The organism is Pseudomonas sp. TH49, assembly GCF_016650625.1.
Taxonomy (GTDB): domain Bacteria; phylum Pseudomonadota; class Gammaproteobacteria; order Pseudomonadales; family Pseudomonadaceae; genus Aquipseudomonas; species Aquipseudomonas fluorescens_H.
Genome location: NZ_JAEKFL010000002.1, coordinates 1,071,068 through 1,086,323, shown reverse-complemented (window position 1 = coordinate 1,086,323; position 15,256 = coordinate 1,071,068). Strand labels below are relative to the sequence as shown.

At 58.9% G+C, this 15,256-nt stretch carries 13 protein-coding genes; 10 read left to right on the top strand and 3 right to left on the bottom strand.

The window, feature by feature from the left end; all coding sequences use genetic code 11:
* Positions 1 to 431 precede the first annotated feature (431 nt).
* The 6 genes from kdpF to JFU48_RS22355 are packed head-to-tail and all read left to right on the top strand — an operon-like array spanning position 432 to position 8,378.
* Positions 432 to 524, top strand: a complete 93-nt coding sequence (kdpF, locus tag JFU48_RS22380; protein WP_003224886.1) for a K(+)-transporting ATPase subunit F — start codon at positions 432 to 434, stop codon at positions 522 to 524.
* Positions 521 to 2,293 carry a potassium-transporting ATPase subunit KdpA gene (kdpA, locus tag JFU48_RS22375; RefSeq protein ID WP_201137695.1) on the top strand — a complete coding sequence of 591 codons (1,773 nt, stop codon included), beginning with the start codon at positions 521 to 523 and terminating at the stop codon, positions 2,291 to 2,293. Before kdpF ends, kdpA begins: the two co-directional genes overlap by 4 nt.
* A 10-nt stretch (positions 2,294 to 2,303) precedes the next feature.
* Entirely contained in the window at positions 2,304 to 4,382 is a 2,079-nt protein-coding gene (gene kdpB / locus JFU48_RS22370) for a potassium-transporting ATPase subunit KdpB (RefSeq protein ID WP_103519819.1), read from the top strand.
* 15 nt (positions 4,383 to 4,397) lie between these two features.
* Positions 4,398 to 4,970: a potassium-transporting ATPase subunit KdpC gene (gene kdpC, locus JFU48_RS22365; RefSeq protein WP_201137694.1), complete on the top strand. Its 573-nt coding sequence runs from the start codon at positions 4,398 to 4,400 to the stop codon at positions 4,968 to 4,970.
* Between the two features lie 22 nt (positions 4,971 to 4,992).
* Positions 4,993 to 7,692 carry a two-component system sensor histidine kinase KdpD gene (kdpD, locus tag JFU48_RS22360; protein WP_201137693.1) on the top strand — a complete coding sequence of 900 codons (2,700 nt, stop codon included), beginning with the start codon at positions 4,993 to 4,995 and terminating at the stop codon, positions 7,690 to 7,692.
* Positions 7,689 to 8,378 carry a response regulator gene (locus JFU48_RS22355; protein ID WP_103519821.1) on the top strand — a complete coding sequence of 230 codons (690 nt, stop codon included), beginning with the start codon at positions 7,689 to 7,691 and terminating at the stop codon, positions 8,376 to 8,378. The genes kdpD and JFU48_RS22355 overlap by 4 nt, the downstream gene beginning before the upstream one ends.
* A gap of 50 nt (positions 8,379 to 8,428) precedes the next feature.
* Here the strand turns inward: JFU48_RS22355 and JFU48_RS22350 are convergent, their stop codons facing one another.
* Both JFU48_RS22350 and JFU48_RS22345 read right to left on the bottom strand, forming a co-directional pair.
* Positions 8,429 to 9,574, bottom strand: coding sequence for a serine hydrolase domain-containing protein (locus JFU48_RS22350; RefSeq protein WP_103483408.1), 1,146 nt, complete (start codon positions 9,572 to 9,574; stop codon positions 8,429 to 8,431).
* Between the two features lie 53 nt (positions 9,575 to 9,627).
* Entirely contained in the window at positions 9,628 to 10,695 is a 1,068-nt protein-coding gene (locus JFU48_RS22345) for a fatty acid desaturase (RefSeq protein ID WP_201137692.1), read from the bottom strand.
* A gap of 318 nt (positions 10,696 to 11,013) precedes the next feature.
* Between JFU48_RS22345 and JFU48_RS22340 the strand changes: the two genes are divergently transcribed.
* A complete protein-coding gene (locus JFU48_RS22340; RefSeq protein WP_242486699.1) occupies positions 11,014 to 11,655 on the top strand; it encodes a recombinase family protein in 642 nt (213 codons plus the stop codon).
* A gap of 29 nt (positions 11,656 to 11,684) precedes the next feature.
* Here the strand turns inward: JFU48_RS22340 and JFU48_RS22335 are convergent, their stop codons facing one another.
* The gene (locus tag JFU48_RS22335) at positions 11,685 to 12,278 is read right to left on the bottom strand and encodes a TetR/AcrR family transcriptional regulator (RefSeq protein ID WP_201137691.1); all 594 of its coding nucleotides are present in this window, start codon (positions 12,276 to 12,278) and stop codon (positions 11,685 to 11,687) included.
* 196 nt (positions 12,279 to 12,474) lie between these two features.
* On the opposite strand from JFU48_RS22335, the gene JFU48_RS22330 reads away from it, so the two are divergent.
* The 3 genes from JFU48_RS22330 to folE all read left to right on the top strand — a co-directional run bounded on the left by JFU48_RS22330 (position 12,475) and on the right by folE (position 15,174).
* On the top strand, positions 12,475 to 13,152 hold the full coding sequence (locus JFU48_RS22330; protein WP_201137690.1) for a type 1 glutamine amidotransferase domain-containing protein: 678 nt from the start codon (positions 12,475 to 12,477) through the stop codon (positions 13,150 to 13,152).
* Between the two features lie 95 nt (positions 13,153 to 13,247).
* A complete protein-coding gene (locus JFU48_RS22325; RefSeq protein ID WP_201137689.1) occupies positions 13,248 to 14,372 on the top strand; it encodes an alkene reductase in 1,125 nt (374 codons plus the stop codon).
* Between the two features lie 241 nt (positions 14,373 to 14,613).
* A complete protein-coding gene (folE, locus tag JFU48_RS22320; protein ID WP_103483412.1) occupies positions 14,614 to 15,174 on the top strand; it encodes a GTP cyclohydrolase I FolE in 561 nt (186 codons plus the stop codon).
* Positions 15,175 to 15,256: the final 82 nt, after the last annotated feature.

Sequence of the window (15,256 nt, the reverse complement as noted above, 5' to 3'; positions counted from 1 at the left end):
TGAGTCCGCCTGAACATGATGAATCGACAGGGCAAATTGTGGCACCTCGCCACCAGCGCAAACAATCGAGAACCTGCAAATCCTGCGATCTTTACCTGAAACATCGGTAGCGGCCAAGGTCCGGCGTCAGAGATTCAGTATAGGGAGAGAACCAAGGGCCGCCCTCCTCGCCAGTTGACTGGCGTCACCACTGCCATGAACTCGATCGCGATGGCGGCAGGACTTTAACCGAGCAAGGCGAATAACGCTTTTTATAAGATCTTTATACCCCTGCCTCCAATCCTTTTAACAACTTTCCAGGTTCACGCTTAGGCTTTCCTCAACACGGGAGGAAACACCATGGACTTCGTCTATTTGATACTCGGTGCAGTGTTTTTCATCAGCTTGATCGGGCTGGCACGCGGTTGTGCGGCGCTCAACAGGAGGCGGTCATGACAGGGTTCTATGTGTTTGGCGGCATCATCGCCGCCGGTTTGCTGGTGTATCTGGTTGCCGCGCTTCTGCTCCCGGAGGACTTCCTATGACCACTCAAGCCTGGACTCTGCTCGGAGTCTTTCTGCTGGTACTGGCGGTTCTGGCCTGGCCACTCGGGCGCTGGTTGACCGCAGTGATGGAGGGCCGGTTTCGCCTCGGCTCACGCATCGAGTCGCCGCTGTATCGACTGGCCGGCGTCAGTGCTGAAGCACAAATGAGCTGGCTGCAATACGCCCTCGCGCTGATCGTCTTCAACGCGCTGGGCATGCTCGCGGTTTATGCGCTGCAACGACTGCAGGGTCTGCTGCCGTTCAATCCCCAGGGATTTGGCGCGGTGACGCCCGACTCTTCGTTCAACACCGCTGCCAGTTTCGTGACCAACACCGACTGGCAAGGCTATAGCGGCGAGGCGACGCTGAGTTACCTGACTCAGATGCTCGGCTTGACCGTGCAAAACTTCTTGTCGGCGGCCACCGGGATTGTGGTGGCGGTTGCGCTGATTCGCGGATTCGCCCGCCACAGCGCCGCCAGCATCGGCAATGCCTGGGTCGACTTGACCCGTGTCACCTTGTGGGTGTTGTTGCCGCTGTCGCTGATTTTCGCGCTGTTCTTCGTCAGCCAGGGCGCGATCCAGAATCTTCAACCTTACAAACAAGTCACGACGATGGAGGTCATGCAATACCAGGCGCCGGTGCTCAATGATGCCGGGCAGCCAAGCCTCGACGCCAAAGGCAATCCTCTGACCACAGCGGCCAGCACCGACAAGCAGACCATCGCGATGGGCCCTGTCGCTTCGCAAGAAGCCATCAAGATGCTCGGCACCAACGGCGGCGGGTTCTTCAATGCCAACTCGGCCCACCCTTTCGAGAACCCGACAGCCCTGAGCAACTTCTTTCAGATGCTCGCCATCTTCCTGATCCCGACGGCGCTGTGCTTTGTCTTCGGCCACATCGTCGGTGACATCCGGCAAGGCTGGGCGTTGCTTGCGACGATGACGATCATCTTCGTGATCGCGGTGGTGGCCGTCACGCATTACGAGCAACTGGGCAACCCACAATTCTCGGGCCTGGGAATCGATACAGCGGCGGGCAACATGGAAGGCAAGGAACTGCGCTTCGGCATCAGCGCCTCGAGCCTGTTCACCGCGATCACCACCGCAGCATCCTGTGGCGCCGTGGTCACCATGCACGACTCGTTGACGCCACTGGGCGGCGCAGTGCCGCTGATCCTGATGCAACTGGGTGAGGTGGTGTTTGGCGGCACTGGATCGGGCCTCTACGGCATGCTGGTGTTCGCCATTCTCGCGGTGTTCATCGCCGGGCTGATGATTGGCCGGACGCCCGAGTACCTGGGCAAAAAGATCGAAGCCTACGAAATGAAGATGGTCGCCATCGCGATCCTCGCAACGCCGTTGCTGGTGTTGTTCGGCACCGCGATCGCGGTCATGGCCGAGGCCGGGCAACTCGGCGTTGCCAACCCCGGCGCCCATGGCTTCTCGGAAATCCTCTACGCCTTCACTTCGGCGGCCAACAACAACGGCAGCGCCTTCGCCGGCCTGTCGGCCAACACCCCGTTCTACAACGTGATGCTGGCGATCGCCGTCTGGTTCGGGCGCTTTGGGGTGATCGTGCCGGTACTGGCGGTGGCCGGCAGCCTGGCGGCGAAGAAACGTCTGGCCGTGACCGGCGGCACCATGCCCACGCATGGACTGCTGTTCGTGGTGCTGCTGATCGGCACGGTGCTGCTGGTCGGTTTGTTGAACTACGTGCCGGCCCTGGCGTTGGGGCCAGTCGTCGAACACTTCATGATGATCAAGTGAGACCACGGCCATGACTCGCAAATCGTTCTCCTTGTTCGACCCGACACTGCTGGCCCCGGCCATGGTCGAGTCCCTGCGTAAACTCAGTCCGAAAATCCAGTGGCGCAACCCGGTGATGTTCGTCGTCTACATCGGCGCGATTATCACCACTGCCCTCTGGGTCCAGGCTCTGCGCGGCCACGGTGAGGCCGGCAGCGGTTTCATCCTCGCCATCGCCTTGTGGCTGTGGTTCACCGTATTGTTCGCCAACTTCGCTGAAGCCCTGGCCGAAGGCCGCAGCAAGGCGCAAGCGGCGTCCCTGCGCAACCTGAAAAAGGAAACCTGGGCGAAGAAACTGCGCGAACCGCGCTACGGTTCGGAATGGCAATTGGCGCAATCGAGTGATCTGCGCAAAGGCGATATGGTGCTGGTGGAAGCCGGCGATCTGGCCGACTCGATGATCCCCGCCGACGGTGAGGTGATCGAAGGCGCGGCCTCGGTGGATGAGTCAGCCATTACTGGTGAATCGGCCCCGGTGATCCGCGAATGTGGCGGCGACTTCTCCGCCGTCACCGGCGGCACCCGGGTGCTCTCGGACTGGATCGTCGTACGCGTGACCGCTGACCCCGGCGAAACCTTCGTTGATCGCATGATCGCCATGGTCGAAAACGCCAAGCGGCAAAAGACCCCCAATGAAATTGCCCTGTCGATCTTGTTGGTGGCGCTGACCATCGTGTTCCTCGGCGTGACGGTGACGCTGCTGCCCTTCTCGCTGTACAGCGTTGCGGTGGCGAAGTCCGGCGTGCCGGTGTCGATAACGGTGCTGATCTCGCTGCTGGTCTGCCTGATTCCCACCACCATTGCCGGACTGCTGTCGGCCGTGGGCGTGGCGGGCATGAGCCGCATGATGGAGGCCAACGTGATTGCCACCTCCGGGCGCGCCGTGGAAGCCGCCGGTGATGTCGATGTATTGATGCTCGATAAAACCGGCACCATCACCCTGGGCAACCGCCATGCCTCGGCGTTCCTGCCGGCGCCGGGCGTCAAGGAAGCGGATCTGGTCGACGTCGCCCAGTTGGCTTCGCTGGCCGATGAAACCCCCGAAGGACGCAGCATCGTGGTGCTGGCCAAACAGCGCTTCAACCTGCGTGAACGGGACATCGCCGCCCTCGACGCGCACTTCGTACACTTTTCTGCACAGACCCGTATGAGCGGCGTCGACCTCGGCGAGCGGCAACTGCGCAAAGGCGCCGGCGAAGCAGTCCTGCGCCATGTGCAGAGCCTGGGTGGACACTTTCCCGAAGCGGTGCAATCGATCGTTGAAGAAGTGTCCCGTCGCGGCAGCACACCCTTGGTGGTGGCCGACGGCGCGAAAGTGATGGGCGTGATCGAACTCAAGGACATCGTCAAGGGCGGCATCAAGGAGCGCTTTGTCGAACTGCGGCGCATGGGCATCAAGACCGTGATGGTCACCGGCGACAACCGCGTTACCGCAGCAGCCATTGCCGCCGAAGCCGGGGTCGATGATTTTCTTGCCGAAGCCACACCCGAGCAGAAACTCGAACTGATCCGCCGCTACCAGGCTGAAGGCCGGTTGGTGGCCATGACCGGCGACGGCACCAACGACGCGCCGGCACTGGCGCAGGCCGACGTTGCCGTGGCGATGAACTCCGGAACACAAGCGGCGAAGGAAGCCGGGAACATGGTCGATCTGGACAGTAACCCGACCAAGTTGATCGAGGTGGTGGAAACCGGCAAGCAGATGCTGATGACCCGGGGTTCGCTGACGACCTTCTCGATTGCCAACGACATCGCCAAGTATTTCGCCATCGTCCCCGCCGCGTTTGTCACCACCTACCCGCAGCTCGCCGCGCTGAACATCATGGGGCTGACCAGCCCGAATTCGGCGGTGCTGTCGGCGGTGATCTTCAACGCGCTGATCATCATTTTCCTGATTCCGCTGGCCCTCAAAGGCGTGAAGTACCGCCCGGTCGGTGCGGCCCTGCTGTTGCGCCGCAACCTGCTGATCTATGGGTTGGGTGGCGTGATCGTGCCCTTCATCGGCATCAAGATCATCGACATGGCACTGGCCGCCGTCGGCCTGGTTTAAGCGAGGATTACTGTCATGACATCTCTACTGCGTCCAGCGTTGACCTTGTTGATTGCGCTGTCACTGATCACCGGCCTGGCTTATCCACTGCTGACCACGGGCATCGCGCAACTGGTTTTTCCAGCGCAAGCCTCTGGCAGCCTGATCGTAAAAGACGGTAAACCCGTGGGTTCGCTGTTGATCGGTCAAGGCTTCAGTGACCCGAAATACTTCTGGAGCAGACCGTCCGCCACCAGCCCCATGCCGTATAACGCGCAGGCCTCGAGCGGCTCCAATCTGGGGCCACTGAATCCGGCATTGATGGACGCGGTGAAAGGCCGGATCGACGCCCTGCACGCCGCCGATCCGGGCAATACCGCGACGATTCCCGCCGACCTGGTCTACAGTTCCGCCAGTGGGCTGGATCCGCACATCAGCATTGCCGCCGCAAAGTATCAGGCGAACCGGATTGCACGGGTGCGCAATCTGCCCATTGCACGGGTTGATCAGTTGATCGCTGAACAGTCGGAAACCCCGCTCCTCGGATTTCTCGGCGAACCACGGGTCAATGTCCTCGCCCTGAACCTGGCACTCGACGCCGCTCATTGAACGCTGACACACGGTGAGCCTGATGGCCGACCAACGCCCTGACCCCGACCTGCTGCTGGCGCGGATTCGCGAAGAAGCCGCGCAAGCCGAACGTGGCCGCTTGAAGATCTTCTTCGGCGCCAGCGCCGGGGTGGGCAAGACTTACGCCATGCTCGCTGCTGCGCATGCGGTCAAACTGCAGGACAGCACGGTGCTGATTGGCGTGATCGAAACCCATGGTCGCGCCGACACTGAGGCACTGACTGAAGGGCTTGATCGGCTGCCGCTCAAACAGGTTGTCGACAAGCAGCGTACCGTCACCGAGTTCGACCTGGATGCTGCACTTGAACGTCATCCCCGGTTGATCCTGATTGACGAACTGGCTCACTCCAACGTGGTCGGTTCCCGCCATCCAAAACGCTGGCAGGACGTTGAGGAGTTGCTGAGCGCCGGGATCGATGTCTGGTCAACCATGAACGTCCAGCACCTGGAAAGCCTCAACGACATTGTTGGCGGCATCACTGGCATTCGTGTCTGGGAGACCGTGCCCGACCATGTCTTCGACAACGCCGACGAAGTGGTCATCGTCGACTTGCCGCCCGATGATCTGTTGCAGCGCTTGAAAGAAGGCAAGGTGTACCTGCCGCAACAGGCCGAGCGCGCGGTGCAGAACTTTTTTCGCAAAGGCAACCTGATTGCCCTGCGTGAACTGGCGCTGCGTCGCACGGCCGACCGCGTCGACAGCGACATGCTGCAGTACCGCCAAAGCAGTTCGGTGAAACCGGTCTGGGGCACGCGCGACTCATTGCTCGCCTGCGTGAGCCCGCATGAACAGGCCGAGAAAATCGTTCGTTCAACGGCCCGACTGGCGGCTCAGCTGAATGTGCCGTGGCACGCCGTGACCGTCGAAACGCCTGCCTTGCAGCGCCTGCCCGAGACCAAGCGGCGGCGGATGCTGGCAACCCTGAAGCTGGCGCAGGAGATGGGCGCGCAGATCGCCACGCTGGCCGGTCAGGACATCGCCGAAACACTGGTCAAATATGCCCGGCAGTACAACCTCTCGAAAGTCGTGGTGGGCCGCGACGAACATCCTCGGCGGCGACTCTGGCGCAAAGCGCTGGCCGAGCGCATCGGTGAACTGGGCGCTGACTTTGATGTGATTCAAATCTCGCTTCCGGCCAACCGACACGCGCCAACCGAGACTCGCACCCAGACCGGCAGCGGCCCTGTCGTCTGGCGCGACTATGCCTGGAGCGTGCTGATCTGCGCGGCGACGACTGTGATTGCGTTGCCCATGCTGCATGTGTTCGAGCAAGCCAATATCGTCATGGTCTTCCTGCTCGCGGTGGTCGCGGTGGCGGTTCGCCTGGGGCGCGGCCCGGCGATTCTGGCGGCGTTTGTCTCGGTGGCTTCGTTCGACTTTTTCTTTGTCGCGCCGCGCTTTTCGTTCGCCTTCGCTGACGCTCAATATCTGGTGACCTTCAGCGTCATGCTCGTCGTAGCCCTGGTCATCGGCCAGATGACTGCGGGCCTGACGTATCAGGCGCGGGTTGCGCAGCGACGCGAAGACCGGATGCGTGCGCTGTATGACATGTCGCGCTTGTTGTCTGCGGCACTGATGACCGAACAAGTTGCCGAGATCGGCGCGCGATTTCTCTCCGCCGAATTCGGCGCCCGCTCGGCACTGCTGGTCGCCGATGACCACGACAAGCTGGCGGCACCGCTGATCACCGGGGAGGCGCCACTGGTGGACGTTGCGATCGCCCAGTGGTCATTCGACAAATCCGAACCTGCCGGGTACGGCACCGACACCCTGCCCTCCAGCCCGACCCTGTACCTGCCACTCTCGGCGCCCATGCGCGTACGCGGGGTGCTGGCGGTGCAACCGCGCGATACCACGCGACTGGTGGTACCGGAGCAGCGACGACTGCTCGACACCTGCGCCTCCCTGCTGGCGATTTCGCTGGAGCGCATTCACTACATTCACGTCGCCCAGGACACCACGGTGCAAATGGAGTCCGAACGGCTGCGCAATTCGTTGCTGTCAGCTATCTCTCACGATCTGCGAACCCCGCTTTCGGTGATGGTCGGGTTGGCCGAAGCGCTCAAGCTGACGCATCCTCCGCTGCCCGCCGAAGCAGCCGAGATCGCCAGCGCCGTGGGCGAATCGGCGCTGCGCATGAACACGCTGGTCAACAACCTGCTGGACATGGCCCGCCTCGAGTCTGGCAAGGTCCAGTTGAATCGCCAGTGGCAGCTGATTGAAGACGTGGTCGGTAGCGCGCTGCGAGCCATTGCGCCGACGCTTGGCGAACGGTCGGTGCACGTCGCACTGGACGACGATCTGCCCCCCGTTTTCATCGATGCGGTGCTGATCGAGCGCATCCTGATCAACCTGATCGAGAACGCCATCAAATACACGCCAGCCGACACCCCCATTGATCTGGGGGCCAGGGCCACGTCAGACCACTTCGAACTTTGGGTTGCCGACAAGGGGCCGGGCTTGCCCTACGGCCACGAACAGGACATTTTCAATAAATTCATGCGCGGCAAAAAGGAAAGTGCGATCCCCGGTGTCGGTTTGGGCCTGGCCATCTGCAGGGCCGTTGCGCACGCCCATGGCGGGACGATCGAAGGCGTGACGCGGCCTGAAGGCGGAGCCTGTTTTACCTTGCGCCTGCCCCTTGAAACGCCGCCGGATATCGAAACCCTTGCGCAACGCAGTGACGAGGAGCAGCCATGAGCGAATCATTGCCCCGTGTTCTGATCATTGAAGACGAGAAGGAAATACGCCGATTCGTGCGTATGGCCCTGCAAGCCGAAGGTCTGGAAGTGCATGAGGCCGACACCTTTCACCGAGGTCTCGTCGACGCGGGAACGCGCCGCCCCGATCTGATCGTGCTCGACCTTGGCTTGCCCGACGGTGACGGTATCGATCTGATTCGCGATGTGCGCAACTGGTCACCGGTGCCCATCATCGTGCTGTCGGCGCGCGGAGCGGAGTCCGACAAGATCCTGGCCCTGGATACCGGTGCCGACGATTATCTGGTCAAGCCGTTCGGCACCGGAGAGCTTCTGGCCCGCGTCCGGGCCTTGCTGCGCAGACAAGCCAAGGATGCCGAAAACAACTCGGTGTTCAGCTTCGGCGAAGTGCGCATCGATGTTGAACGACGTGTCGTCGAACGCAACGGCGCGCCATTGCATCTGACCCCGCTGGAATACCGCTTGCTGGTGCATCTGTGCTCGCACCCTGATCGGGTCCTGACCCACCTGCAATTACTGAAAGCGGTATGGGGCCCCTCGCATACCACCGACACCCCTTACTTGCGTGTATTCATGGGCGGTTTGCGCAAAAAAGTCGAGGTGGATCCGTCCCAGCCACGGCATCTGGTGACGGAAACAGGGGTGGGTTATCGCTTTATTCCTTGAGAGGGGCCAGTTGCTGATCAGCGATCATTGTGGGGCGTCTGCGTTCTCGCTCAGAGCGCCGCATACACGAGGGATGACAACCGGCCAGGGCGCGGATCAATCATCGAATGACTGCCCGACGTCGTGGTGACAAAACCGAAGCTCACTTGCGTTTCGGGATCGGCGAAACTGATCGGGCCACCAAGGCCGATATGACCAAAGGTGCCCGGGCCCATTGCGTGGGAAGCCGCGGGATCGCGTTGCTGCTCCAGCATGCAGCCCAATCCGTAACGCATTGGGCGCATCCATACCCGATCCATGCCATGACTGTGCTCTCGAGTGAACTCACTGAGCAGTTCGCGACCGATAAAGTTTCCCGCCAGTAATGCACTATAAAAACCGGCCAGGCCGTGAGCCGTCCCATGTGCGCATACAGCCGGTTGCCGATAGGCCCACCAGCGCGGGTCACTGGTTCGTCTTGGTACCATTCCGGGGTTGGTGAAGGCGAATGTCGCGATGTGCGATGGCTCACTTTTCAGCACTGTTCGCAATGCTTGCGAGTAAGGGTCCCCGACTCGCCCCGTGGCACTGTCGAATCGCGCGATACGGTGAAAGTGTTTTTCCTCCACGCCAAGGTGAACGTCGAGGTCATGGGGATCCAGAATCTCCTCGTGGATAAAGACGCATGGATCTCGTCCGTCCACCCGACGAATCAACTCACCGAGAATCCAGCCGAAGGTGGTGGTGCCGTACCCCAGGTCTGTTCCCGGTTCCCACCAAAGCGGCTCGGCCGCCAGGACCTGCACCATGTGCTCCCAGTCATACATCCTGGCGTTATGGTCGGGTGCTCGCAACGCCGGCAGGCCTGCGGTGTGGTTCATTACCTGACGCAAGGTGACCTTTGCTTTCCCGCTTTGGGCGAACTCAGGCCAGTAACGGGCCACGGGCGCATCCAGCTCCAGCTTGCCCTCCTCGACCAACATCAGAACCGCCACGGCGACATAGGGTTTTATGACGCAAAAGGTATTGGCGAGCGTATCGCGGGCCCAAGGCTTCGTGCCCTCCAGATCCGCCATGCCGGCCCAGAGGTCGACAACCATTTCTCCGCCCACCTGCACGCAGAGTCCGGCCCCACGCTCCTGCGGATCATCAAACATGTCCTCGAAAGCCTGTTTGACCGCTTCGAACGGCTTCGCACACATCCCTTGCGCTCTCATATCAGGAATCCTCGTCTTGAAATGCTTCAAACAAATGATGTTTGTGAAGGAACTCAACCACGCGACCGGGTTTGAGAGTGCTCCATGGAAAAACGATTCGCCCGTTTGTAAGTGCCAAAGTCATTGAATCTGACCCCCGCCTCTGCCATGACCTTATGCGCATAAGGTGCCGTCATCTGACGCAGATAGAACGGGTCTCGCACAACGAAATGGTGAATGCTGTGAGTGCTGCCGAAGTTGAAGCAGAACATCTGAAACGGCCACAACCACCAAGGGTTCATTACCTGTGTTTGCTGTAACGCATTGCGCGGAGCAACGTCACCATAATAGTGCATATTTGAACTAATAAAGAACAGACAGAACTGCCGTATCATATTCGGCGCAATAAGGATGACCACTGCACTATTGACGATATTCATTAATTCCAGCGTCGCGGCAGAACTGTAAACTGCCGCCCCCATGATTGACCCAAGCCCGATATACAGATGGTAGCCGAGGAATACATACCAGCATCCCCAATACAACAGACCGAACGGTGTATTGAGTCGAATAATCTTGCCTAACAATCTTACCTTTTGCCGCCATCCCGGCGCTAAAACCGCATTTAGAAAACCAAACAAAAATCCATCGATCAGTTTCAATAACCGCAGTATTCCCCAAGGGTTGCCACTGGTCGTGATCCACGCCTCGACATCCGAAGCAGTTCCGGATTCCTTATGATGATGAAAATGCAGATCGCGTCTTAACCAGGGGCTGGGCATTCCCGGCCGGGCCAGCCAGCACAAAAACATCATGGCATTATGAGCCAGCGGGTGTTTTCTGAAATAAAGCCGATGGATCAAATCATGTTCGATTTCATGAATGAACGAAGTCAGCAGCGCATTGATTAAAATACACGTCCATCCTGGGATAAAACCCTTCAGGTAGAGACCTCCCGTAACGGCCATCCCCACCAGGGAAAACGCCATGACACTCGCCCCCAGAGCATTCTGATACTGCAGGAGCGGATAGCGCTTGCGCAGGTAATTTCCGTGTTCGGTAATTCGCCGGGTTACTTCATCAATTTTTTCCTGATCGGTATTCAGTCGATCAATTTCGATGGCTTTCTTCAAGACACTCATCTATTCATCCTCTGCTTGCGTCGGGGTATTGCCAGCCTCGTCAAGCCGGACAAATCAGTGGTTTTAACGCTAAAAACCAGGCATTCAAGTTAGGTGCGCGAGTTCACGCACTTCATTCAAGAGATGCGAAGCCGACTGTTTTCAAAAAAATTGCTAGAATCATTCCAGGCTTCAAAATAATAAGGTAAGTTCAGGTCTTTGCAACTGTGTATTTTGGGCGGGTTCAGCGTTACAGTTATTTGTGTAAGGAATTAATAATTTAGTTACAGCTTGTACAAGTTCAGAAGGGCTGCGTACAAGTATTGCCAAGGAGGCACCATGAGACTGCACCGCATCAGATATTTCCGGCTTTCTCTAGCAAATTCCAAGGACACGTTAGAGAAACTAACGAGCCAAGATGTATTTGACGCAGCGTTTTGCGATAACGCAGCAGACAATGGCGTGAATCGCGCAGGCCTTGAAAGGCTGATTCGCTACATACAATGCGGGGACACTGTGGTAGTGGACAGCATGGCATCGCTCACTACCAGTACCGAGCAACTGTGCACCATCATTCGCCGGTTGATTGAAAAGCAGGTAACGCTGGAGTTTCTTCAAGAAAACCTGATTTTCCGGCACGACTGCCTTGAAGTTGTGGAACCCATCATTACGGTAATGGAGCGGCTCGCAGAGTTTGAGCGCAATGCGACGAGGGAAAAGCAGGCAGCAGGAATTGCCACCGCAAAGATTCGCGGATCCTACAGAGGTCGCAAGAAAAAACTGTCTGACAATCAGGTTGTCAGCTTAATTCACCGAGCCCGCGCCGGAGAAAGTAAATCCAAATTGGCGCGTGACTTTGATATCAGCCGTCAGACGCTTTATCGGTACTTGAATTCCATTCACAACTGTTCAGACGGTCGTCAGCGTATTGCAACTGAGGACAGAGATCATGGCGAAGCCGAGCACACGGCCTGCTCGTAACGATGCAGGCGTGCGCGTGGCTAAAATCGCTACAAGCCTTTGTTGTCCAGAAGCCGTTTCGTCATCACCATCGACGTCTGCAACGATTGCCCCGTACGCTGCAGCTTGTTCAACAAACTGGCGCCCAACCAGAGTTGATAAAGGGTTTCTGCCAGTTGGCGAGCGTCGGTATCCGGCAGACTTTTATCCAGTTGCCCTTCTTCCAGGCACGTCGTGATACGCGCAACGATGCGCTCGGCACCATCTCGCAGCGTGAGGCGCATCGACTCGGACAGGTCGGCGACCTCTGCGCTGAGCTTCACCACCAGGCATTCATCGCCATGGCCTTCCAGGGTGCAACGATTCTGCCAGCCCTGCCAGTAATCCATCAGCCGCTCATAAGCGTTGAGCCCAGGCAGGGTCAGGCGTCGTTCCATGTCTGCAAGGTAGCCGACAAAGTAATCCTCGAGCAGCGCCTGCCCGTAGAGCTCTTTGGATTTGAAGTAGTGATAGAACGAGCCCTTGGGCACACCGGCGGTCTGCAGGATCTCGCTCAGGCCAACGCTGGTGAAGCCCTTTTCGGCCATCATGCGGTGGCCGGTGTCGAGCAAGTGTTGGCGGGTATCGTCGTAGGTCGGTTTCATGGGGCGCAAAATACCAAACATTAGACCAGTCGTATATTTCTGATGAGCAGCAGTTTGCCACAGTGACCGCTCGGGAACACGACCGCAAAAATTTACTAGACGACCGGTCTAATATAAATCTATTCTGTGCCCGTCACTCCTTCCGAGGTGTCGCAGACGAACCCGTCGAGGACACCAGACCAACACAGGGCGCTCTATGAAAATCTTGATGGTTCTGACTTCCCACGATCAACTTGGCAACACCGGCAAGAAAACCGGCTTCTGGCTCGAAGAGTTCGCAGCTCCCTACTACGCCTTCAAGGATGCCGGTGCGCAGATCACCCTGGTATCGCCGGCCGGCGGCCAGCCACCGCTCGATCCGAAAAGTGATGAGCCCGATGCACAGACCGCTGAAACCGACCGTTTCCGCAAGGACCCTGCTGCCCAACACGCGCTGGCCAATACCGGGCGCCTGGCGGATGTCAGCGCTGACGATTTCGATGCCGTGTTTTATCCCGGTGGCCATGGCCCGCTGTGGGATCTGGCCGAAGACCAACACTCGATCGCCTTGATCGAAGCCTTCGACCGCAGCAACAAACCTCACGGTTTTGTCTGCCATGCACCGGGCGTTCTGCGTCACGTCGTTGCTGCCGATGGCAAACCGTTGATTCAAGGCCGGGACGTCACCGGTTTCACCAACGCTGAAGAAGCCGCTGTAGGCCTGACCGATGTCGTGCCGTTCCTGATCGAAGACGAATTTCAGCGTCTCGGTGGGCGTTACTCCAAAGTGGCTGACTGGCAGGTTCACGTGGTGACCGATAGTCAACTGGTGACGGGGCAAAACCCTGCCAGCTCGGCAGCCGTCGCTGAACAACTGCTGAAACTGTTGGCCTGAGCCCTCCAGCGCCCCAGGCACCGTGCGCGTGACGCACGGTGTTTTTTTTACGCATTACTAGTCGACTGGTCTAATAAGACCAAAACAGGAATTACATGAAAAACAGCCCTTACTTCACCCCCGTCACCCTGGGCCTGCACACCTTGAAAAACCGCATCGTCCTGCCTCCCCTCACCCGCCAGCGCAGCACACAACCGGGCAATGTCGCCAACGCGTTGATGGCCGAGTATTACCAGCAACGTGCCGGCGCCGGTCTGCTGGTCACCGAAGGTACGCAGATCGAGCCTCGCGGTCAGGGCTACGCCTGGACGCCTGGCATTCACACCCCTGAACAAATTGCCGGATGGCGCAAAGTCACCGAAGCGGTGCATGCAAAGGACGGCGTGATATTCGCGCAGCTTTGGCACGTCGGACGTGTGTCCCACACCGCGTTGCAGCCCGATGGCGCGGCACCCGTTTCAGCGTCTGCCATCGCCACCGAGCGTGTCAGTGTGTTCATCGAAACCGCGCCGGGTGCTGGCGAGCTGGTTACACCCTCCGCGCCGCGAGCGCTGAGCACCGATGAAGTCCAGGAACTGGTTCAGCTTTATATTCAGGCGGCGCGCAATGCGATGGACGCCGGCTTCGACGGGATCGAACTGCACTGTGCCAACGGCTATCTGGTGAACCAGTTCATTTCTGCCCACAGCAATGTGCGCACCGATCAGTACGGTGGCTCGCTGCACAATCGCCTGCGTTTTCTGCGCGAAGTGGTATCGGGTGTCGCCGAGTGCATCGGCAAGGAGAAAGTCGGCGTGCGGTTCGCGCCATTGTTCACCACCACCGATGAAGCGCGCACCTATCTGGGCATGGTGGAAGAAGACCCGCACACCACTTACATCGAAGCGATCAAGGTGCTTGAGGATGTGGGCATTGCCTACCTGTCAATCGCTGAAGCTGACTGGGACGACGCGCCCGTGATGCCGCAGACTTTCCGCCGTGCAGTGCGCGACACCTTCAGTGGCGCGATCATCTATGCCGGGCGCTATAACGCTGAGTCCGGCGCACAATTGCTTGAGTCGGGACTGGCCGATCTGGTGGCTTTCGGTCGTCCGTTCATGGCCAACCCGGACCTGCCGGCGCGCATCGCCAATGACTGGCCGCTCAACCCGTTGAATCCCGCCACGGTCTACGGCGGCAACGCCGAAGGCTATGTGGATTACCCGACCTACAGCGAATAATTCAGCGAATTCGCACCGCGCTCCCATTTCCCCGGGAGCGCATCCTCTCCTCCCCGCTACACCCGCAACCTCACGCGCTGCGATGTGAGGTTCTCGCATCTGCACAAAAAAGATCTCCGATTCATTGTCAGGTGGATTTTTTCAGCCTATCTTGAATAAAACCTATACAAAGCACTTCATTGCGTACAACTCTTCCGCTATGGATTGGCCCTCACGCACCGCACCGCCGCGAGAACCCTGAATGAACCCACTACTTGCCAGCCATTACCGTGAAATCCTCATCGGCGTCGGCGAAGACCCCGAGCGTGAAGGCCTGCTGGATACGCCCAAACGTGCGGCCAAAGCGATGCAGTATCTGTGCAATGGCTACACGATGAGCCTTGAAGACGTCACCAACGGTGCCCTGTTCGAGTCGCAGAGCGATGAGATGGTCATCGTCAGTGACATCGAGCTCTATTCCTTGTGTGAGCACCACATGCTGCCCTTCATCGGCAAGGCGCACGTGGCGTACATCCCCACCGGCAGAGTGCTGGGGCTGTCGAAGGTAGCGCGTGTGGTGGACATGTTCGCCCGTCGCCTGCAGATCCAGGAAAACCTCACCCGGCAAATCGCCGAGGCGATCCAGCAGATCACCGATGCAGCCGGGGTGGCCGTGGTCATTGAAGCAAGACACATGTGCATGATGATGCGCGGCGTGGAAAAGCAGAACTCGATCATGACTTCATCGGTGATGCTCGGCGCCTTCCGTGACAGCTCCACGACGCGTCAGGAGTTTTTGCAATTGATCGGGCGGCGAAGTTGATTTCCGACCTTCGACAGGTGCGATAAACCTGTACACGGCAAACCCACTGTACAAGCACGATATTCCCAACTTCACCCTCCAT

Bases quoted from the DNA above. Each gene is read 5' to 3' on its own strand.
- JFU48_RS22335 (WP_201137691.1), bottom strand. From the start codon at position 12,278: ATGAAACCGACCTACGACGATACCCGCCAACACTTGCTCGACACCGGC.
- kdpF (WP_003224886.1), top strand. From the start codon at position 432: ATGACAGGGTTCTATGTGTTTGGCGGCATCATCGCCGCCGGTTTGCTG.
- JFU48_RS22340 (WP_242486699.1), top strand. From the start codon at position 11,014: ATGAGACTGCACCGCATCAGATATTTCCGGCTTTCTCTAGCAAATTCC.
- JFU48_RS22355 (WP_103519821.1), top strand. From the start codon at position 7,689: ATGAGCGAATCATTGCCCCGTGTTCTGATCATTGAAGACGAGAAGGAA.
- kdpD (WP_201137693.1), top strand. From the start codon at position 4,993: ATGGCCGACCAACGCCCTGACCCCGACCTGCTGCTGGCGCGGATTCGC.
- JFU48_RS22325 (WP_201137689.1), top strand. From the start codon at position 13,248: ATGAAAAACAGCCCTTACTTCACCCCCGTCACCCTGGGCCTGCACACC.
- folE (WP_103483412.1), top strand. From the start codon at position 14,614: ATGAACCCACTACTTGCCAGCCATTACCGTGAAATCCTCATCGGCGTC.
- kdpA (WP_201137695.1), top strand. From the start codon at position 521: ATGACCACTCAAGCCTGGACTCTGCTCGGAGTCTTTCTGCTGGTACTG.
- kdpB (WP_103519819.1), top strand. From the start codon at position 2,304: ATGACTCGCAAATCGTTCTCCTTGTTCGACCCGACACTGCTGGCCCCG.
- JFU48_RS22350 (WP_103483408.1), bottom strand. From the start codon at position 9,574: ATGAGAGCGCAAGGGATGTGTGCGAAGCCGTTCGAAGCGGTCAAACAG.
- kdpC (WP_201137694.1), top strand. From the start codon at position 4,398: ATGACATCTCTACTGCGTCCAGCGTTGACCTTGTTGATTGCGCTGTCA.
- JFU48_RS22345 (WP_201137692.1), bottom strand. From the start codon at position 10,695: ATGAGTGTCTTGAAGAAAGCCATCGAAATTGATCGACTGAATACCGAT.
- JFU48_RS22330 (WP_201137690.1), top strand. From the start codon at position 12,475: ATGAAAATCTTGATGGTTCTGACTTCCCACGATCAACTTGGCAACACC.